This window comes from Alkalicella caledoniensis (assembly GCF_014467015.1).
GTDB lineage: Bacteria > Bacillota > Proteinivoracia > Proteinivoracales > Proteinivoracaceae > Alkalicella > Alkalicella caledoniensis.
In genome coordinates this window covers 2,833,106-2,852,999 of record NZ_CP058559.1, presented here as the reverse complement: position 1 = coordinate 2,852,999, position 19,894 = coordinate 2,833,106, and the positions used below count along the sequence as shown (strand labels likewise).

18 protein-coding genes are annotated in these 19,894 nt (G+C 35.9%); 1 reads left to right on the top strand and 17 read right to left on the bottom strand.

All coding sequences use genetic code 11. The features are described 5' to 3' along the window. Positions 1-32: 32 nt before the first annotated feature. From HYG86_RS14035 to HYG86_RS13960, 16 genes are all read right to left on the bottom strand, one after another. Positions 33-788, bottom strand: a complete 756-nt coding sequence (locus HYG86_RS14035; RefSeq protein ID WP_213166210.1) for a GGDEF domain-containing protein — start codon at positions 786-788, stop codon at positions 33-35. After that, positions 725-1,024 (bottom strand): hypothetical protein, encoded by a 300-nt coding sequence (locus tag HYG86_RS14030; protein WP_213166209.1) that lies wholly within the window; start codon positions 1,022-1,024, stop codon positions 725-727. Before HYG86_RS14030 ends, HYG86_RS14035 begins: the two co-directional genes overlap by 64 nt. 11 nt (positions 1,025-1,035) lie before the next feature. After that, a complete protein-coding gene (locus HYG86_RS14025) occupies positions 1,036-1,968 on the bottom strand; it encodes a GAF domain-containing protein (RefSeq protein WP_213166208.1) in 933 nt (310 codons plus the stop codon). 110 nt (positions 1,969-2,078) lie between these two features. Continuing rightward, positions 2,079-3,056 carry a bifunctional NUDIX hydrolase family protein/GNAT family N-acetyltransferase gene (locus HYG86_RS14020; RefSeq protein ID WP_213166207.1) on the bottom strand — a complete coding sequence of 326 codons (978 nt, stop codon included), beginning with the start codon at positions 3,054-3,056 and terminating at the stop codon, positions 2,079-2,081. 272 nt (positions 3,057-3,328) lie between these two features. After that, positions 3,329-3,763: a hypothetical protein gene (locus tag HYG86_RS14015; protein ID WP_213166206.1), complete on the bottom strand. Its 435-nt coding sequence runs from the start codon at positions 3,761-3,763 to the stop codon at positions 3,329-3,331. A 96-nt stretch (positions 3,764-3,859) separates the two neighbouring features. Next, positions 3,860-5,146, bottom strand: a complete 1,287-nt coding sequence (gene ulaA / locus HYG86_RS14010; protein ID WP_213166205.1) for a PTS ascorbate transporter subunit IIC — start codon at positions 5,144-5,146, stop codon at positions 3,860-3,862. Positions 5,147-5,149: 3 nt separating this feature from the next. After that, positions 5,150-5,452 carry a PTS sugar transporter subunit IIB gene (locus HYG86_RS14005; RefSeq protein ID WP_213166204.1) on the bottom strand — a complete coding sequence of 101 codons (303 nt, stop codon included), beginning with the start codon at positions 5,450-5,452 and terminating at the stop codon, positions 5,150-5,152. Beyond that, positions 5,449-7,560 (bottom strand): BglG family transcription antiterminator, encoded by a 2,112-nt coding sequence (locus HYG86_RS14000; protein ID WP_213166203.1) that lies wholly within the window; start codon positions 7,558-7,560, stop codon positions 5,449-5,451. Before HYG86_RS14000 ends, HYG86_RS14005 begins: the two co-directional genes overlap by 4 nt. A 48-nt stretch (positions 7,561-7,608) precedes the next feature. Beyond that, positions 7,609-8,628 (bottom strand): ABC transporter substrate-binding protein, encoded by a 1,020-nt coding sequence (locus tag HYG86_RS13995; RefSeq protein ID WP_246451791.1) that lies wholly within the window; start codon positions 8,626-8,628, stop codon positions 7,609-7,611. 107 nt (positions 8,629-8,735) lie between these two features. After that, positions 8,736-9,800: an ABC transporter ATP-binding protein gene (locus HYG86_RS13990; protein ID WP_213166202.1), complete on the bottom strand. Its 1,065-nt coding sequence runs from the start codon at positions 9,798-9,800 to the stop codon at positions 8,736-8,738. 1 nt (position 9,801) lies between these two features. Further along, a complete protein-coding gene (locus HYG86_RS13985) occupies positions 9,802-11,508 on the bottom strand; it encodes an ABC transporter permease (RefSeq protein ID WP_246451789.1) in 1,707 nt (568 codons plus the stop codon). A gap of 96 nt (positions 11,509-11,604) precedes the next feature. Then, the gene (locus HYG86_RS13980) at positions 11,605-12,618 is read right to left on the bottom strand and encodes an ABC transporter substrate-binding protein (RefSeq protein WP_213166200.1); all 1,014 of its coding nucleotides are present in this window, start codon (positions 12,616-12,618) and stop codon (positions 11,605-11,607) included. Between the two features lie 178 nt (positions 12,619-12,796). Then, complete coding sequence (locus HYG86_RS13975) at positions 12,797-13,090, bottom strand: hypothetical protein (protein ID WP_213166199.1); 294 nt, start codon at positions 13,088-13,090, stop codon at positions 12,797-12,799. A gap of 361 nt (positions 13,091-13,451) precedes the next feature. Further along, positions 13,452-15,860, bottom strand: coding sequence for an AAA family ATPase (locus HYG86_RS13970; protein ID WP_213166198.1), 2,409 nt, complete (start codon positions 15,858-15,860; stop codon positions 13,452-13,454). Next, complete coding sequence (locus HYG86_RS13965) at positions 15,850-16,995, bottom strand: metallophosphoesterase family protein (RefSeq protein ID WP_213166197.1); 1,146 nt, start codon at positions 16,993-16,995, stop codon at positions 15,850-15,852. Before HYG86_RS13965 ends, HYG86_RS13970 begins: the two co-directional genes overlap by 11 nt. A 306-nt stretch (positions 16,996-17,301) precedes the next feature. Beyond that, positions 17,302-17,901: a nitroreductase family protein gene (locus tag HYG86_RS13960; RefSeq protein WP_213166196.1), complete on the bottom strand. Its 600-nt coding sequence runs from the start codon at positions 17,899-17,901 to the stop codon at positions 17,302-17,304. A 220-nt stretch (positions 17,902-18,121) separates the two neighbouring features. On the opposite strand from HYG86_RS13960, the gene HYG86_RS13955 reads away from it, so the two are divergent. Further along, positions 18,122-18,400, top strand: a complete 279-nt coding sequence (locus tag HYG86_RS13955) for a hypothetical protein (protein WP_213166195.1) — start codon at positions 18,122-18,124, stop codon at positions 18,398-18,400. Positions 18,401-18,516: 116 nt separating this feature from the next. Here HYG86_RS13955 and HYG86_RS13950 read toward each other — a convergent pair whose 3' ends face one another. After that, positions 18,517-19,797: an O-acetylhomoserine aminocarboxypropyltransferase/cysteine synthase family protein gene (locus HYG86_RS13950; RefSeq protein WP_213166194.1), complete on the bottom strand. Its 1,281-nt coding sequence runs from the start codon at positions 19,795-19,797 to the stop codon at positions 18,517-18,519. Positions 19,798-19,894: the final 97 nt, after the last annotated feature.

The window sequence follows — 19,894 nt, the reverse complement described above, 5'->3', positions numbered from 1 at the left end:
TAACTAGGCTGCTACTTTTTTATGTCTTATGTTTATGCATTTACCACTTGGTTTTTTCCTTTATGCTTAGCACCAAGCATAGCTTTGTCGGCTTTTTTTATTAATTGTGTTTTAATACAGTCGTTATTATTTCTGTATTTTGAGTCTATATTTTCTATGCTACATATTCCCACACTAACTGTTACTTGGATGTTCCCTGTTAACTTTTTCTTAGTATTAAACTTACTTAGCCAGCTTTTGATATGTCCAAGCCCAAGGGATGACTTTTGATTTTTTTCGTTGTTTTTTTCATACTCCAGTCCAATTTCCCGGTCGATTTCTACAGAGTGTTTTTCAATATTTTCAACTATCCTCTTCATCAAAATTGCTGCACTTTTTGAGTCAGTTTCAGGAAGAATTATAAAGAGCTCATCACCACCGTAACGGCATAGTATGTCACTTTCCCTAGTACCTTTATGAATTATATTACTAATTTCTTTTAGTACATAATCGCCAATTAAGTGCCCATACCTGTCATTGAATATTTTGAAGTCATCTATATCTAAAGTCACCAGTGTTAGCTCAGTTTTGTTTTTTTGGCTTTTGATTATCTCCCTTTCCAAAGCCTCATAAAAGTAGCGATTATTATAAAACCCTGTTAGATTGTCTGTTGTTGCTAAGACCTCCACTGAGTGATGAATTATAGCATTTTCTAGGGCTTTAGCCAACTGACTAGTTACAGTCTCTATGAGCTTGTATTTCTGAGCAAGCAAAGGTTCCTTTGTGGAGATATTGATACTCCTATACATCCTTTTTTTGTTAACAAGGGTATGGAATACATACTCTTAAACCTTTCTTTTTGTCCCGGTATCTTTTGAAACTGCAGATCCTCATCACCGTTTTCTGCTACCATTGAGCGACTTTGCTCAAAGGCCTTTCCTGCTATTCCTTCTCCTATCTTCAGTTTGACTTGATCTATGCTTTCTTGATTTAGCCCTCTTGCTGCTTTAATCTTTAGAACCTTCTCATCCTCATCATAAAGCATAAGGGAGCAATTTATGCATCTGAAAGTTCTGTTATGGTGTTGATTCCTGTTTCCATAACTTCAGATATATCAATGCTAGATGTTATTTCCTGAGCTGAACTATAAAGTGTATGAATTTGATCTTTTTCAGACCTAAGTTCTTCAGTTAATTTAGCACTATTTATTGCTATAGCTATTTCACTAGAAATTGTTTTTAATAATAGTAAATCTTTATTTTTGAAATGATTTTTTTTAAAACTTCCCAATACCAATACACCTATTTTTTGATTATATACTTTAAGTGGTATAGTCAGTTGGGATTTACATTCCTCAAACACTTTAATATATCTAGGGTCCTTTAAAACATCACCTGTTATTATTGGGTGATCTTTTAATAGTGATTCCCCTACAAGTCCTTCCCCCACCCTAAAGGATGATTTTTGCAGTGAAGACTTGTCAAAACTATTAGTTTTTTCTATATGTAGACTGCCTCCTTCAAGCATGCATACATATGCAAAATCTCCACCTAAGTGGGTTCTCATTCTTCCCAAAACTGTATCTAATAATTCACTTAAAGAAGTTGATGTATGAATGGCCAAGGCTGTATCGTATAATATTTGGTTTTCCAAACTGATAATCCTCATTTGCCTTTGAAGCTTAAGTATCTTCTGAAAGATAGTCATAGAACGCTTTTTATTGTATTGAGTTTCTGGTTTATATAAGCTATTTGCATACGCTTTTTCAATAATATTTGATATCTTAACTATGCTTATAATAGAAGTGGTGATAAGGATTAGACCCAAAAAAGATATCACAGTAAATAAACCTGTGACACCGTTCCCCCATTGATCAAAATTGGGTAGTACTCCTATTGCAAGTAAAATTGATGTCAGTATTGGGATCAAGATAGTAGAAACATACATGAAAATTCCCCACTTGGATTTAAGTATTATATTGCTGTTCAATTAAGTGCCTCCCACGTTGCTAATTTATTTCCCATTCCTAATAATATCCTATTTAGTCCCTCCATACAACAAATTTCCACAAAAAATAACAAGGGTACTATTAACTCAGTTTAGTAGCCTTGTATTGTTTTAATTCCTTTATCTTTTATATAAGTGACAATATGGAGCTTATCATTTATTATTTTCTTATTATCTTGTTGGACATATCCCATCTTTTCATATAGATAAAGGTTACGTTCCTCGGATTTTATGGTTTCTAATTCCCATTGTTTTGCCTGGGGGTACAATAATTCTAAGCGTTCCATAACTTGCTGGGCTATACCTTTGTTTTGATAATCTTGAAGGATGTTTATAATATGTAGTTTCATCAAACCAGGTTCTTTCAAATAGACAAAAACGCTACCAACTAACTCTGTTTCGTAAAAAATTTTGTAGTACTCCCCTAGTTCAAATCTCCTTAAAAATCTATCTTTCGGCTGATTTGCAGGGCTTGTGCTATGATCTTGGTACTTTTTGTACAATGGCATAAAAACTTTTTTTTGCAGTTCAAATAATACATCAGAATCATCCATTGTAGCATTTTTCATTATCACTTTAGAATTAACTAAATCCAACAACCCATCAAGGTAGTGGTATGGAACAAACTCACCTTTACTGATCATGTCTTTAATCTCATCTTCCGTAGCCCATTTAGCATCTGCTACTTCTTCTTCCTGTAGCGTTAATTCTGTTAAACTTATATTTTTTCGCACCAAGTAAATGTCATCAAAGCCTCGAGAAAATTTTATACTAAATAAAGGTTCAAGGTCTTTTTCTTCTATCCTAACACCTATTTCTTCCATTGTCTCTCTTACTGCAGCTTCTTTGCTGCTATCCCCTGCCACTGCAGATCCAGCTGCAGCACAATCCCATGTATCAGGATATCCTTCCTTCCATGGCTGACGTTTTTGAATTAGGTATTGGCCTTTATCATTTGTTATCCATATATGTACTACTAAGTGGTAGTCCCCTGGTTTCATTGGTTTTCCCCGTTCATGGTTTTTTTGTGTTTTCTGTCTGTACTCATCATATATATCCCAAAGTTCCATTTCCCTCATTCCTTTCAAGGAGTTTCACTATATGTATTCGCTTCTTTTTTAGGATTTCCTTCAAAGGAGCAAAAGCTAGGATAATAGATTTAGTTAAAACTTTGCCGAAAGAAAAAATCATTATAGTGAATCTCTCTGGTAGAGGTGATAAGGATGTTGCCCAGGTTAAAGAAATGACGTTAAACATGTAAATTGGCAATAAAAAATCAACTGGTAAGTAAATCACCCAGTTGATTTTATTGTTTTTAGGTTTTTGTCTCTATCCTTTGTAGCTATAATTTTATATTCTTTAATCCATTGGTTTCAAATTCTTGGGCATATTGTTGTTTGATTGTTTCTAGTTCATTAAAAAGATTTTCGTCTTTATATACTCTAGTTATCACCGATTTGCCATGTTTTGCTGCCATATCACGCCTTGCTAATCTTTCAACTAGTTCGTCCCAGAAAACTTCATTTTCGTATTGGTTGATGTAGTTATGTGCCCGAGACTGATCTTCGAACTTCCTGCTCACTTCAAATCCATCTTCATAATGTTCCACTAGTTCTTCTAATTCATAGTCTTTTGCATAGGAAAGGAATTTGCTAATGGCATTAGTATATTCTTGGGTATCTGGTCTTTCTTCACCGGATGAATCGTTTGTAGTAACCCAATCCCCTATATAGACCATGTCCAGTAGTTTTTGATATTCTTCTTTAGTTAGTTTCATACCATAACCTCCCAGTTTTATAATATATTACACATCGTATATTATTTCCCTAGTTTATGCGAGATTATGTATTTACTGTTAAGTTTTAAGCTTCACCTAAAACCTAAATATGTTCTCTAGTATCCACTTTGCAATAAATCCCCAGATAGCAAAGTCTGAGTCAGCAAATGTAGCTCTGACGAACCCTAATCCAGAAAGGATGCGCACTAAATAATATGGTAGGATAGTGATGGCAAAACCGTGAATTATACTTGCCACAACAAGTCCTCTTTTTCTACCGATGGTGTATGCTATTACCCCCGCTGCTCCCCCTGAAAAAAAGTGAGCAACTATGCCTGGTATGATTATAGTGTATTGATTAGGTATGGATATAAAGACTAGCATTGCTAATAGTCCTCCTAGCAAGCTAAATAGAAAACCAAATATGGAGGCTATTGGAGCATATGGAAATAGTATGGGACAGTCTAGGGCGATTATGGCGTTTGGCACTATCTTTTCACTGATACCTTGGAAAGCAGGTACTATTTCGGAAAGAAGCATTCTTACACCCATGAGTATCACATATACTCCAGCAGCAAACCATGTTCCCTGCATTATAGATATTACTATGGGGTGTCGGTCCATAAAAAGCTCTCCAACTTTTTCTGAGCCTACAACTAAACTGGCTGTTAGAAATAAACCTACCATAAATAGAGTTGTTGAAATTATATGATCTTGGAAGAAAACCTGTATCCTTGTGAAAAAGGCAGGCAGTTTTTCTTCTTTGTCTTTGTCCTTAATTTTGAAACATGATGCAATTAGACCTGCTAGAAGAAATCCAAAACTGTTAAAATGACCTACTGCCACATCATCACTCTTGGTTACTTTTCTTACGTAAGGTTGTATTATAGCTGGACCAACTGACATGGAAACAGCCAACAGCCCACTTCCTATAATGATTATTTGCCATTTCTCCATAGGGTACACAACAAGTAAAGCAGAAAGCATAGAAGCCATAAATAACATATGGTGACCTGTTAAAAACACATATTTAAGGGGACTAAACCGTGCAATTAGTAAGTGTATCACCATACCGAAAAGCATAATCCAGGCAATGTAGCTTCCATAGTTAATTTGTGCCAAGGCAACAATAACTTCGTTATGGGGTATAATCCCAATAACTTGAAAACCCCTTTGGATCAGTAAAGATAAGTTACCTAAAGAAACCCCAGCAGCAGATGCTCCTACTTGAATTAGTATATAGCCAAGTATGGTCCTTATGGTTCCTTGTATAATTTTTTCGATACCATGTTTTTGTATTATTAGACCTAAACAGGCAATGAGCCCTAGTAAAAATGCAGGTTCTCCTAACACGCCTCTACTGATAGCATCTGAAAAATTCATAGTCTACTCCTCTTTTCCCCATATCCATTCTTTAATGGTATTGCAGTCCATTAACATTTGCCTTATATATTTATGGTTTACTATATCTTCTAAAGCTACAGTTTCTGCATGATTTTGTATAGGCAGACAGTTTACAACTTGTTTGGCACCCACTATTAAGTCTGCACCCATGAAGTTTGCAGATCCTATATCAGTATGTTCTACAGTTGCCTTAATGTTATTTTCCCTAACAAATTTTTCTATAACTAGACGTAAAGCTAAACTTGTTCCTAAGCCACTGGTACAAACAACTAGAATTTTTTTCATTGTAAACTACCCTCTCTTTTTTGAAACCAGTTAATTATTTGTTTTGGATTATTACATATTGAAAGCATACTTATAAATTCTTCATCATTTAGTGCATCAATCAATTGGGCCAACGCATCTACATGCTTTTCTCCGTCTTCTGCAGCTAAAGTGATCATAAGCCATAAGGGCCTGTCCACCTCAGTAAACTTTACAGGTTTTTGAAAGGTCACAAGACTCATTCCTGTTCCCCATACCCCTGTTTCATTTGATGCATGGGGGAAAATAACTCCATTTGTTATCATAAAGTGATGGTTAGGTTTTTTTATCATCTTTATTAGTTTTTCTTCATATTCTAGTCCGATGAGACCTCGCTTAGCCAAAGGTGTTGTACCTATGCGAATCATGTTTTCAACACTACTAGGCAAGCTTTGTTGCAGTATGATAGAGTCCTCAGTTAGAATTTCCTCTATGCCCTTTGAATAATGGGAGGTTAGTTGATTTCTAGGTGATCCTTTAAAAAAACCTAGTAGTTTTTTTGATAATTCCAAACGATTGTTTATTTTACCATGTTCTTCAACTATTTTTATTATCTCATTAACAGAGTGGATCACATCGTATTCCATATCAATGTTTTTTTCAGGGTTTCCTAGGGCATTGATTATTCTTTGTTCATCCTCGGATGTCAGAAGTGGTGAGACTTTTAGCCAAGGAATTGAAAGGTTATAAAATATATCTATGGTTGAGATAACTATATCCACATTATCCCGTGTCAAATCCTTTAAGTCTTTATAGGAACATTTTTTTACTATGTTTATATTAGGGTACATATCTTGTAGTTTTCTTTTTAAAATATTTGCTGTGCCTATTCCTGAACTACAGGCAATGGCTATCCTTTTATTGTGTTGGATTGGTGTGCTCTTATTGTGTCTAAGGCCTGCTCCTATGTGCATGGCGATATAGCTTATTTCGTGTTCATCAAAGGAAATTCCTTTTTCATGAAGAAGTTCATCTGTCTTTTCTTTAATAATTTTCAGTAAGGGGCCATATTCCTTCTTCAGTTCTTCAAATAGTGGATTGAATATTTTTTTATTATACTTAAATCTATAGATTGCTGGTTTTAGATGCATAGCCAAGTTATTGATTATCTGGTTATTTGCCAACAAGGGTTTGGAAAAAACCTTTTCCACTTCAATAACTATCTGTTTAGCAAGTTCTAAACATTCCTCATCCTCTTTGTCCCTTTCATAACTTCTTTGTGCTGTTAGAACATGTTGTGTTATATACCCAATTTCAGATGGTGGTAGTTTTATGTTGAAGTGTGGTTCCACACGCATTTTTACTATTTTTTCTACAGTTTGAAACTCTTTGCTTTTTAGCAGTTCATTAAGGGTCTTATCATCCATGGAAACAAAAAACTCTTTTTTTAGTCTTTCAGTGGATAGATACATATGCAGAATTAAGGCCACATAACCATCATCTGTAAATCCGATGGCTAAGGCATCTTCTATTTCTAGTACCACTTCAAATAAGAAGTTAATCTCTTTGGGTTGAAACCATTCTTTCCACTGTAGTATGTTCATAATCTTCGATTTATCATTTAAAATATAATCAAGGATTTTTTCACCTGTTGTTTCCTCTTTGATTAGTTGCAAGTATGCTTGTCTTTTTGCAAGCTCTCTACCTTTCACTATTACTTTACCTCTTTCCCTTACTATATCTAAGGAGTTTCTTTTAAACCAAGGTTTAAGCTCAGCTAAGTCAGCTATCAATGTTTTGTCACTGATTTTAAACTCTTCCATTAAGTCTTCAAAATTCATTTCACTTTTTTTTAGAAGTGTTTTGGCTATTACTTTAAACCGGTTCTCAGGGGAGAGGTATACGAAATTTTCTTGTAAAGTGGTTTGTATTTCCTGCCACTTTTCGTCGGAAATTTCTATTTTGAGTCCATTTTTTCTATGTCTAGTTATTTCAATTCCATTATCTTTAAGGAATAGTTCCAGATTTAATATATCATTTCTGATGGTACGGTTAGATACCTCATGTTTAATGGCTAGTTGGTCTACAGTGAAGAAGTCCTGTTGCTGGACTAGTTGTTCTAGTATGGTCTTTTGTCTACTGGAAATCATATTAACACCTCTATTGTATGCAGTGTATTTTCTTTGTGTATTCCTTGTTTATTTTCTAAAAATATCGTTTTTCCAGCGTTCTAGAAGTCTTTGTCTATGAACACCTGCCCATTCATGATCATAGTTAACCACATTTAGTTCGGATAGGGGAAAAGCCTCTAGGGGTGATACTGCATCACTGTTAGTTAAAATGTGATAGTTACCCACCTGTTTTCCCATCTCTTGAGCGTGTTTGGTTAAAGTCCAGTCTACGAATTTTTGGGCTGCTTCTAGTTCTGGTGCGTTGTTAATTATGGCTACAGCGCCGATTTCATAGCCTGTCCCTTCTTTAGGAAATGATATAACTATGTCATTGAACCCTTCTTTAAAGAATTTCACTGCATCATGGGCAAACAAAATTGCTACCCCTAAGTCTCTCATTCCAACTAAACGCCCGGAAGTACTACCAGATGTTGTATATAAGCCTGTCTGCTTATGCATTTTTTCTAGATAATCATAGGCTTCCTCTTCGCCAAGTAATTGAACCATGGTGGCTAAAAATGTATATCCTGTTCCTGATGTTGTGGGATTTGGCATTGCAATCATTCCAGTATAGTCAGATTGAAGCAACTCCTCCCAGGATTGAGGCACAGGTAATCCCTTTTGTTGCAGCCATGTACGATTGCTTACTATAGCAAGGGAACCAGCATAGATACCTGTCCAGTGTCCTTCTTCATCTTTATATATATCATCTATGAATTTTCTGTTTTCGGAGTAGTAAGGCATAAGAAGTTCCTCTTGCTTAGCATGTATAAAGGTATCAACAGGTCCTCCAAACCACACACTGGCTTGGGGATTTTCTTTTTCTTCCCTTATCCTTCTTAAAATCTCTCCTCCAGACAAACGGGTAAAATTCACTTTTATTCCAGTCTCTTTTTCAAATGCTTCTATGGCTTTTATAGCGTGATCTTCGTAAAGTCCAGCATATATTGTTAATACTTGTGTTTGGTTATCCCTATCTGAACAACCAGATAATACAACTGAAGTCATCAAAACTATTATCAAAATTATAGAAGAAATTTTACCCATGAAAGTTTCTCCTCCTCTATATTCTATTATAGCTTACATCCCAATACTAGCAAGGAAAAAAAGCATAGTAAATGTCACCAATTATGACTACTATGCTTTGCTGTGTATTATTCAGTTATTATGTGTACTGAAGAGAACTTAAGGGATACTTTATCTCCTTCATTGAAAACCTCGTGGGCAACAGGGTTTCCTTGAGTTATTTGGAACTTTTTATTTTGGAATTCCACATCGTATTCTTGATGTTGTCCCATGAAAACACTCTTTGTTACTACCCCTTGGTTTTCATCACCTTTTGCAAGTTGGATAGCTTCTGGTCTGAGAACTACTGTAACCTTTTGACCAACTACAACATTTTCAATGTCTGGTACTTTTACTAAGGATTCACCTATTTTAACGGTGACATCCTTTCCATTTACTTCCCTAATTTCTCCATCTAGGAAGTTAGCTACACCTATAAAGTCAGCTACGAATAAAGTCTTAGGTTTTTGATATATTTCCATGGGAGTTCCTACTTGCTCTATTCTTCCTTTGTTCATTACTACTACTTTATCACTCATGGCCATGGCCTCATTTTGATCATGGGTTACGTAAATAGCGGTGATTCCAACCTTTTTTTGTACTTTACGGATTTCATCCCTCATAACCAGACGAAGTTTAGCATCAAGATTGGACAAAGGCTCATCAAACAGTAGTACTCCTGGTTCCATAACTAGGGCTCTTGCTAGGGCTATCCTTTGTTGTTGTCCACCTGACAGCTGACTTGGCATACGATTACTATAGCCTTCTAGACCCATGATGGAAAAAATACTTTCTATCTTTTTCTTTATTTCATCCATGGGAGTTTTTTTAAGCTTTAGTCCATATGCTACATTATCAAATACATTTAAATGGGGGAAAAGTGCATAGGACTGGAAAACCATTGTACAATCCCTTTTATTAGGTGGAATCTGGTTTACATTTTCTGTGCCAAATAATATCTCACCTTCTGAAATTTCTTCAAATCCTGCAATCATACGTAGAGTAGTGGTTTTACCACAGCCAGATGGGCCTAGCAAAGTGACAAATTCACCTTCTTTTATATCAAGGTCTATACTGTTGACTGCATATACAGGATTGTTTGTTTCTTGGTCGAAAATTTTTGTTGTTTTATTTAAAGTAACTCCTTTTGTCATCTTACATACCCCCTTGATTTAGATTTATGGGTTTTTTCTTATTTATTTTAGGAGAGTTAGTTTTTTCGTGGCCACCGAATATTCTCACGATAGTATTTAATATCACTAACGAGAAAATCATTATGATAATCAGTATAGTACTATAAGCGCTGGCTACTCCTAGACGTCCTGATTCCACTTGAGACAAGATGGATGCAGTAACAAGGTTGTACCTTGCTGAAACTAAGAATATGATAGCACTCATGGCAGTCATACTTTTTACAAAGCTATATACTAATCCACTAAAAAATGCTGGTTTTATTAGTGGTATTACAACACTGAAAAATGTCTTTGCCTGGCTTGCACCTAAGTTTATAGCAGCTTCCTCTAAGGCAGGGTCAATTTGTTGAAGTGCTGTTATACCTGATCTCATACCTACAGGCATAGCTCTTACCACAAGTGCAACAACTATAATTGTTGCTGTTCCTGTTAGGGCTAGTGGACGAACATTAAAGGATAGTATATATGAAATACCTATAACTGTACCAGGTATAGCTATTGCCAACATACTGACTAATTCTACGAACCTTTTTCCAAAGAATTTCTTCCTAACAGTTAAAAATGCTATTATCATACCTAAAAATGCTGAGATAGGTGTTGCATACAGGGATAGTTTTAGGGAGTCCATCAGTGGTTTCCTACCAATGGAAAAAACGTATTTATAATGGTCTGTTGTAAAGGAATTATTTACACCCCACAGTCTAATGAATGATCCAATGGGTACTAGTAGGTAAAATAACATTACCATGGCTGAAAGCCCAAAACATATACCAAACATTACGTTTTTAAACAATCCTTTTTCAACAAGTTTTCTTACACCTGTTGGCTTTCCTGTTACTGTTATATAGCTTTTATTTCCAATCCAAAATTTCTGAAGGGCGTACACTATCAAGGTTATGGTTAATAGTAACATAGCTAAGGTAGCTCCCGCTTGCATATCGTAACTACCAATTGCCTGAAGATATATTTCCCTTGCTATGGTAGAGTAGTTTCCACCTATTGTCATTGGATTTCCGAAATCTGCCATTGACTGAATAAAAACTAACAAAAATGCATTGGCAATGCCCGGTACTGTAAGAGGTAGAGTTACCTTAAGGAATGTTTCTAGTTTACTTGCTCCTAGGTTTTCACTGGCTTCCTCTAGGGCTGGGCTAAGGGATTTTAACAATCCTGCTAACACCATAAATGCAATAGGGAAATAAGTTAGGGTCTGTACAAGTATAAGTCCATTTAATCCATAGATGTTTGCGTTTTGCATTCCTAAAAAGTGATAGGTTACAAAACCTCTACGACCAAATAATAAAATTGCCGATAAGGATATTACAAATGGTGGTGAGATAACTGGCAATATGGCCATCCCGCTAAACATTTTCTTAAATGGTACATTCACATAGTTAATGGTATATGCGAATATATAGGCGATTATAGTGGAAAGTGTTGCTGTTATTGCGGCTAGCCTTAGTGAGTTAGTTAGAGCTCTAAGAAGATTTCCTCCCCTTAATACCCTTTGATAGCCTGCTATTGAGAACTCACCATGGATATTGAAAAAGCTTGCTTTCGCTATTTGAAACAGAGGATATACTATAAATACGGCAAGGGAACTCACTACTAAAATGATGGTTAGTATAAGTATGGGGTCTTGAGCTATTTTCTTTTTAGATTTATTCACATTAACACCTCTTTTCAAACAGATAATGTCAAAGATTTTAATAACCTTTGACATTATCCGCTTATTTATTTTTAAAAAATAATGTCAATTTATTTTCTATTTGTTGTAGATTTCAGCGTCCCATTTGTCTAATAGTCTTTGACGTTCTGAACCAGCCTTTACAGGATCATAGTTGATAACATTGATGTCTGATAAACGTACTGCTTTTTCTGGTTCTTGAGCATCAGGGTTAGTTAAGTTTTGGTAACTTCCTGTTCTTTGACCTACTTCTTGTGCTGAAGTTGTTAAAGTCCAGTCGATAAATGCTTTAGCTAAATCTTGGTTTGGAGCATCCTTGATCAGAGCTACTGCACCAGTCTCATAACCTGTTCCATCAGAAGGGATTGTTAATATAAGGTTGTCAAAGCCTTCTTCTTGGTACTTGATGATATCGTGAGCAAAAAGCAGTCCAACTCCAGCTTCTTCCATTCCAACCATTCTACCAGGTGCTGAACCACTTGTGGTGTATTGTTGTACTTGTGGATGAAGTTTTTCTAAGTACTGAAATCCAGCGTCTTCGCTACCAAATACTTCAAGAACTGTGTAAAGAATCGCGTAAGCTGTACCAGATGATCCTGGGTGAGCCATGATAATTTCATCTTGGAATGCTGGGTTTAGTAAGTCTTCCCAGCTAGTTGGTGCTTCTAATCCGTTTCTTTCTAAAAAGTCTTTGTTAGATGCAAATCCCAATGCACCTACATAGATACCTGTCCAGAAACCATCTTTGTCCTTGAACGCTGGATCTATAACATCAGCATTTTCAGAAACATAAGCTTCTAGAAGTCCTTCTTGTTGAGCTGCAACAAATGTATCTGCAGGTCCACCGTACCAAACTGATGCTTGTGGATTACCTTTCTCTGAACGAATTCTTGCAAGAATTTCACCAGCTGACATACGTATCATTTCAACTTTGATACCTGTATCTTGAGTAAATTGATCTAGTGCTGCAACAGCATGGTCTTCTTGGAACCCAATATAAACTGTTAATACATCTTCACTAGACGATCCACATCCTGTTAAGGATACTACCATTATGGCCATCACCATAATACTAATAAAGAACTTTTTCATAGTAACTCCTCCTCGAATTCATTTATTGTACACCTTAAGTTTAAAGTACAAAGGTGCCTAAAACCATACCAAGTCTTTGCCACTTGAAGTGGCAAAGACTTGGTGTGTTACTTTAATATAATGCTAGATTCAGTCCATATTAAAAAAATTAGCCCCTTTACAAAGGGGCTAAAAGCATCTATTTCCCAGATATAATTTGGCTACGTTTCGTTGTGAACTGTTTAAACCGCTTGTAGTGGTAAATTATTACCACAGTCATTATTACTGGCGTTGTTATTGTTATTGGGTTTATGCTTAGAAGTAATTCTTCTATTGGTATGTTTAGGCCAAGGGGCAAAAGCATAAGTGTTACTATTTTTATGGTGATTGTATATATCAAAAAGTTGAAGGACTTTTTTACCCCAGGTATTAAATATTCTATAACCGGTACTAGTATTATCAGACAGAACATTGTGTAAAGTATGTATATCAATAATTTTTCCTCCCTTAGCTTAGTGCAAACAAGTGGTATTTATATAGTTATTTCGATTTCAAAGGCTGTTTTTCCTGCTTGTTGTTACTTATGTACTATTTAGGATAGTTTTGTTGGGTCCAAGGCTTAAGCCTTGGCTACAACTATATTAGGGGTTAGGGGAAGAAAAAGCCCCTTTTTCCGGGGCTTTTTCTTCCTTCTGTTCTTTGATAGATTCGTTTGTAACTTCAGGTATTTACGTCTACTGAGATTAAACCATCATTAGTCACTTTGTGGGTCCGGGCAGGTACGGAGCCCAGCCCCTACAACAATGGCCACTGCGCTTTTGTTAGACAGCAAAGGGGTGTCTGGCCTGGTGCAATTATAGATTTATGGTTTTGCCTCCAAGTTGCTCTGCTGTTTGTGGATTACAGGTTGTGAAGATTACTTGGTTTTTCTCTGCGAATTGCTGTATTAATTCTATAGCCTTTTCTTTTCTTTGGGGGTCTAGGTCCACTAGACAGTCATCTAGAACTATTATTCCTGGCTTTTGATCATATAGTACTTCAATAATGGCAAGTCTGAGGGCCAGTGCTACACAGTCTTTTGTTCCAGATGAGAGTAGCTCTATGGGCATTGGTGTACTGCCTTTGTGAAGCTCAAGTTTAAATGTATGGTCTAAATCGTTTATATTATAGTTGTTTTGTGTCAGGATGTTTAGGTATTTGCTAAATGCTTGGATTAGTGGTTCGAAGGAGTTTTGGCCTTGGTCCATTGCTGCTAATTTTTCTTCAAAGATCTTCTTTACTTTACATAGGCTTCTTCCCTTTTCCTTTAATTTCCCTAGGTCAGCCTCCATGACTTTAAGCTCTGTTGACATTTCTTCTGTGGAGGTTTCGGGCATTTCTTTTTCTAGTTCATAGTATTTATCCTTTAATTTGTTGTGCTGTAGCTGGTACTCCTCTAGCTCTCTTCTTAACTTTGAGAGTAAGTAAGAAAATTCTTCTGTGGTGCTAAACTCCTCTGGTAGAGGGGCAAGGTTTTTGATCTGCCCTTCTAATAAGTTTAGCTCCATTTTGTATTCTGCCATTTTATCAAACAATTTATCTGCTGCCTGGTATGTAGCAGTCCAGTCAGTTATCTTCTCTTTAAGGGAGTGATGCTCTGTACTTAACTTCATTTCCCTACTTCTCATTTGCCTAATTTCTATCTCTATATCTTCTACGCTTTTTGTTATGCTAATCTTCTCTAGCTCTTCTAGGGCTGCTTTTAGGTCTTCATAGGTTTTACCATCTAGTATACTCAGTGTCTCTTTTTTTAGACTTTCTATTTCCCTAGTATATTTTTCGAGTTTTTCAAGGTTAAGCTTACCTTCTTCTATGCTAGCAACATTGAGACTATCTAGGTTTTCTTTAAGTCGTTGTTGAGCTTGAGTCAGGTTCTCTTTAAGCTCTTGGAAGTCAAATTCACCTGATTGAATCTCAATTGCTACTTTATCTTCCATTTCTATTTTTATATAACCGTTGGCAGTTATGTTTGTGTCATTTATAATTTGCTCTTTGTCATCAAAATCCTTTGTGACCCAGATATTGGTGTTTTGAAGGATTATTTTCCCTTGCATTTTTCCAGCCTTTATAGCTGTCTCTGATGAATCTATGGTCTGCTTTAGTCCCTCTAAAGTCTTAATCTGTGTTTTAGTAATTGTAGCTATGGCAGATACCTTGTCTTTTAGTTCTCTTATTTCTTCATGATTTTTTTCAACTTTGGTAATGATTTTTGTCAGTCTATCTTTTTCTTTCAGCTTATTTGCATTGGCTAGGTCCATATTTAGCTTCTCTATGTTTTTTTGGGTTCCTAGTAATTCTTCTTCTAGGATTTCTATTTTTACTTCTGCTTTAGGCCAGTTTGAGGCAATCTCTTTTGCTTTGACTTCGTTTTCTCGTATGTGAATGAGCTTTGGCTCTATGGCAGCCCTTTTGTTCACTTCTAGTTCAATTTTACTATAGGTTTCTACCTGTTGATTAATTATCTTTCTTTTCTCTTCTATGTTTTTAAGTTGAGTTCGCACTTGGTCTAGTTGTTGTTCAATGGACTTACAACGGGCGATTTCTTGTTTTTTGTTTGTCAGTTGATAATATTGCTTTATTATCTCCCCTAGCCCAACCTTGTATTGTTGGTTAGGGTTCTCTGGTCTATCACTTTCCACGTTCCATCTTTTGTATAAGTCATCATATTGAGTTTGTATTTTATCCTGTAGCTTTTCTATGGATATACCATCTAACTCCATGACTACTTTCCTAAGTAATGCACTTATATCATATGTTGTTTCACTATCTTCCAAAATTAGATTTATGGCTTTTTTTAGATCTTGTTGTTTTGAGAATATGATATTTCCGTATGTTTTTTCACCAAAACTTAAAATTTTACCGAGTTCTTCATCTATGGTTTTATCATCTTGAATTATCGACCCGTCGGGTAGTGTCATTTTCACTTGAGAAATGCTGCCCCATGCTTTATTTATTTCGAATTCTTTGCCGTCCATATCTATAGACAAACTACCATCTATGAAGTCACCAGATGGTTTTGGCATAAACCTATTTTTGAATTCTTTATCAGTGGATAGATTGTTTTTTAACTTATGCTGTTTAAATATTGTGGAATATATGCCTTCCACCATGGTACTTTTTCCAGCTTCATTAGGACCTAAGATTACATTTAGTCCACTGGTTAAATCAATTCTCTTATTTTTTAATCCACCAAATTGGCTACATTGGTAACTTTTAATTAGCATCTTTACACCCCCTGATTAGGTCATATGCTAGTTGCAGTGCATCTTCATCTTCTTCTAGCAACTGGTTTAGTATCTGATATGGGAACGAACCCTTTGTGTATTCTTTTTCTATATCCTGTTGATTTATTCTAAGCTTTATTGTTTCCCTTGCTTCAAAGTAAGCAAGTTTGCTAGTTAAATGGTGGTATAAATTTTCAAGGTTTTCTAATAGTGATTTTTCCACTCTACCTGTTAAAGTAAGTCTTACAATCTTATTTTCAGGGTTCTCTTTAATAAGCTCTCTTTTAATTTTTTCTACGGATTCTTCATCTGTTACAGGTCTTTCTATGTCATAAAAGCGATATTGACCTGTTTCAATGAGTTCAGCATTTACCTCTTTATTTTCGTCTATGGTTATTATCCAAGCGTTTCCACCATGGCGACAGTCTAGGCCATCTGGTTCTGGTGTCCCTGCATTGAATACTTTCTTGTTTCTTACTTGTTTTTCTTGGGGATAAGGTATATGGGTATGACCTAATAGCCATAAGTCTAAGCCTATATTTTCTAATTCCCTTTCACTCATATTGTAGTATTTATTTTCCATATCAGGTGACAGCCCCTGCAGGGACCCATGGGCGATACCTATGTGCCATATGTTTTTGTCTTTCTCGTCTTGGGGTAGTTGTTTTATCCAGTCAAGGCAGTTTTGTGTTGAATGTTTTTGGTTACAATAAGCGGGATACAAGATTACTTCTAAATCTTGCTCTTGCCCTTGCCCTTGATGGTGGTCCCTAAGATTGTACTTAGCCCATTTGTTCAGTAATATGGTGTTTTCCCCTTTGTGATTGCTGAACTCTTTCCAAAGATCAAGCATCTCATCATAGAAATCATGGTTCCCTGGCATAACTGCCACAGTTCCTGAGAATTCTCCAAGTATCTTTGCTGTTTTCTCTATATCTTTTTTTGCTATGTTCACTTTGTCAAAGAGGTCGCCTGCTATGACAAATAGTTGACAATTGTTTTTGTTTGCAGCTTCTACTAAGTTCTTTAGATTGTTTATCCTTGCCTCTACGAGGTCTTGTTTTATGTGGTCTGGGTAGCTAGTGTATTTTAGCCCGATGTGATTATCGCCAGTTAGGAAAATTTTAAGTTCCATATTTCTTTACCCCCTATTTGTCTTCTCTTTAATTAAATTCTACTTATAGAGGGGATTATCCTGCAATAGAGTCAAGTCTTTAGCCACCAAATATTTCTTGTTAAATACATGGACCTGATACACTGGTGAATTCTATGCCTGAAATCACTGAAAATCTTTAATATACAACAATGTAAGAATCAATGGTGAATACTAATAGTCTTCTTCCCTGTAAATCTAGTAGTTTTGATTCTTCAGTGTAATCCGTGTCCTATGATTATTCACAAAAAAAGCACCTCGCAGTTTCACGAGATGCTTTTGGGGGGCTTACTTATATAGTTTTACTCTGTTTTCTAATGGCGAAAACTCTTTTTCCCCTGCTGGTGTTCCTATGTTCCCAAATGGCATTTGAGCAATAAGTTTCCACGTAACTGGTACATTCCACTCTTTTATTACCTTTTCATCTATAAGGGGATTGTAGTGTTGAAGTGATGCTCCGATACCTTCGTTGGCTAACGCAGTCCAAACAACGAATTGTAGCATTCCCGATGAGTGCTGTGACCACACTGGGAAGTTGTCTTTGTATAGGTCGAATTGTTTTTGAAGGCTTTCAACTGTAGCTTGATCTTCAAAAAATAGTACTGTTCCATAAGCTTTTCTAAATGATTCCATTTTATCTTGAGTTGTCTTAAAACTTTCCGCTGGGACTATCCCTCTAAGTACATCTTCAGTGTGGTTCCAAAGCTTTTCATGTTGCTCTCCCATTAATACTACTACCCTAGCGCTTTGTGAGTTAAAGGCTGATGGAGTGTGTTTAACTGCATGGTTTACTATTTCCATTATTTTTTGGTCACTTACTTTTATTTCTCTATTTAGGTGGTAAATAGATCTTCTTTTTTCTATGTCACTTAAAAACTGTTGTGTCATTATCTTTCCCTCCATTTATTAATTATATATTATTAGTTTTCCTAGATTTTTTTGAATATATTTATTAGTGTAACTTTAACTACATTTTACCATAGCTTTTTTCTTATTGCAAGTTATTACTGATAAGGAGAAAGTTTTCTTTTTCACATCTCTAGGTGAATTGTGTATAGTTAATCTTGTTGTGTGACAAAATAATGAAAACTAATTAGGAGTTGAATATATGCTGAAACTGCTTAAAGACCTTGGTGTAGGTACTATTTTTTTGCGTTTTTTTCTGGCTAGGGTTCATTATATAGGGCTAATATTTTTATTTGCCAGGATAATTTTTGCAGAGGGTTTTCCAACTACTTTGGATAGACTTCTGATTTTTTATATAATAGGAGCTTTTATTTACAGGTACTACTCTATTAGAAGACAGTCAATTATTATTAAGAGACTTATGAAACTTAGGACAGAAACTAAAAGTGACATTGATAGTGAAAAGGTGTGTAATGAGTAAAATAAAGAGATGATAGATGATAGATGATAGATAATAAATAATAGATAATATATATTAGATAATAGATAATAAATAATAAATCCCCTGGGCTGCTTGAACTGCTCAGGGGATTTGGCTTATTCTATTTTTTGTAGTGCTGTTTCTAGGTCCGAGATTATGTCTTCTATATTCTCTAGACCTATGGATACACGTACTAGTTCTGGGAACACTCCTGCTGATTTTTGTTGCTCCTTAGTTAGCTGTTGATGGGTAGTTGAAGCGGGATGAATTATAAGTGACTTTGCATCACCTACATTTGCTACATGGGTGAATATCTCTAAATCATCAATTATCTTTTTACCTGCTTCATAACCACCTTTTAAACCAAAGGTGAATATGGAACCTGGTCCCTTAGGAAGGTATTTTTGAGCAAGCTCATAGTCACTGTTATCTTCAAGCCCAGGGTAGTTAACCCACTCTACTTTAGGATGGTCTTTTAGGAATTTAGCCACTGCAATGGCGTTTTGTACATGTCTTTCCATGCGAAGGGATAGTGTTTCTAAGCCAATAAGTAGTAGGTATGAATTAAATGGCGAAATAGATGCACCTATATCCCTTAAAAGATTTGTACGCAATTTAGCGATATAGGAAGCTTCTCCAAATGTCTCCCAAAATGATAGCCCGTGGTAACTTGGATCTGGTTCTACAAACTCTGGGAAATTACCGTTGTCCCATGGAAATTTTCCAGAATCAACCACTACACCGCCTATGGTGTTACCGTGGCCCCCAATATACTTTGTTGTGGAGTGGATTACTATGTCGGCACCGTGCTCAAATGGTTTACAAAGATATGGTGATGCAAAGGTATTGTCAACTATTAGTGGGATACCATTTCTGTGTGCAATCTCTGCATATTTTTCTATATCAATTATATTAATCCCAGGATTTCCGATTGTTTCGATAAATAACGCTTTTGTTCTAGGGTTTATGGCATTTTGTAGTTCTTCATAGTTTATTGGATCTACAAATGTCACACCTATGTTTAGCCTTTTGAATGTGTTAACAAATAGTGTATAGGTACCGCCATATAAAGTGGATACAGTTACGATCTCGTCACCTGGTTTAGCTATATTTAACACTGCGTAGGTTATGGCACTCATACCAGAGGATGTTGCCACTGCGCCTACTCCCCCCTCAAGGGCAGCTATCCTTTTTTCTAGCACATCCGTTGTTGGGTTACCTAATCTGGTGTAGATGTTTCCCTCTTGCTTTAAACTAAATAAGTCTGCGGCGTGTTGTTGACTGTCAAACTCATAAGCTGCTGTTTGATAGATGGGCACAGATGTTGATTTTGTTACACTATCAATCACCTGTCCTGCGTGGATTTGTAATGTTTCAAAGCCTAGTTTCTTTGTCATTTTTTATTTCTCCTTTCGTCTTTGGGTTTTATTAAGGTTGCCTAGTAGCAGATAAAAAAGCCACTTCTTAAAATAAGAAGTGGCTTTGATTGCGTGA

Excerpts from the sequence above, each read along its gene's own strand:
- HYG86_RS14035 (WP_213166210.1), bottom strand. The coding sequence starts at position 788 with ATGTATAGGAGTATCAATATCTCCACAAAGGAACCTTTGCTTGCTCAG.
- HYG86_RS14030 (WP_213166209.1), bottom strand. The coding sequence starts at position 1,024 with ATGCTTTATGATGAGGATGAGAAGGTTCTAAAGATTAAAGCAGCAAGA.
- HYG86_RS14020 (WP_213166207.1), bottom strand. The coding sequence starts at position 3,056 with ATGGAACTTTGGGATATATATGATGAGTACAGACAGAAAACACAAAAA.
- HYG86_RS14015 (WP_213166206.1), bottom strand. The coding sequence starts at position 3,763 with ATGAAACTAACTAAAGAAGAATATCAAAAACTACTGGACATGGTCTAT.
- ulaA (WP_213166205.1), bottom strand. The coding sequence starts at position 5,146 with ATGAATTTTTCAGATGCTATCAGTAGAGGCGTGTTAGGAGAACCTGCA.
- HYG86_RS14005 (WP_213166204.1), bottom strand. The coding sequence starts at position 5,452 with ATGAAAAAAATTCTAGTTGTTTGTACCAGTGGCTTAGGAACAAGTTTA.
- HYG86_RS14000 (WP_213166203.1), bottom strand. The coding sequence starts at position 7,560 with ATGATTTCCAGTAGACAAAAGACCATACTAGAACAACTAGTCCAGCAA.
- HYG86_RS13995 (WP_246451791.1), bottom strand. The coding sequence starts at position 8,628 with ATGGGTAAAATTTCTTCTATAATTTTGATAATAGTTTTGATGACTTCA.
- HYG86_RS13990 (WP_213166202.1), bottom strand. The coding sequence starts at position 9,800 with ATGACAAAAGGAGTTACTTTAAATAAAACAACAAAAATTTTCGACCAA.
- HYG86_RS13980 (WP_213166200.1), bottom strand. The coding sequence starts at position 12,618 with ATGAAAAAGTTCTTTATTAGTATTATGGTGATGGCCATAATGGTAGTA.
- HYG86_RS13970 (WP_213166198.1), bottom strand. The coding sequence starts at position 15,860 with ATGCTAATTAAAAGTTACCAATGTAGCCAATTTGGTGGATTAAAAAAT.
- HYG86_RS13965 (WP_213166197.1), bottom strand. The coding sequence starts at position 16,995 with ATGGAACTTAAAATTTTCCTAACTGGCGATAATCACATCGGGCTAAAA.
- HYG86_RS13960 (WP_213166196.1), bottom strand. The coding sequence starts at position 17,901 with ATGACACAACAGTTTTTAAGTGACATAGAAAAAAGAAGATCTATTTAC.
- HYG86_RS13955 (WP_213166195.1), top strand. The coding sequence starts at position 18,122 with ATGCTGAAACTGCTTAAAGACCTTGGTGTAGGTACTATTTTTTTGCGT.
- HYG86_RS13950 (WP_213166194.1), bottom strand. The coding sequence starts at position 19,797 with ATGACAAAGAAACTAGGCTTTGAAACATTACAAATCCACGCAGGACAG.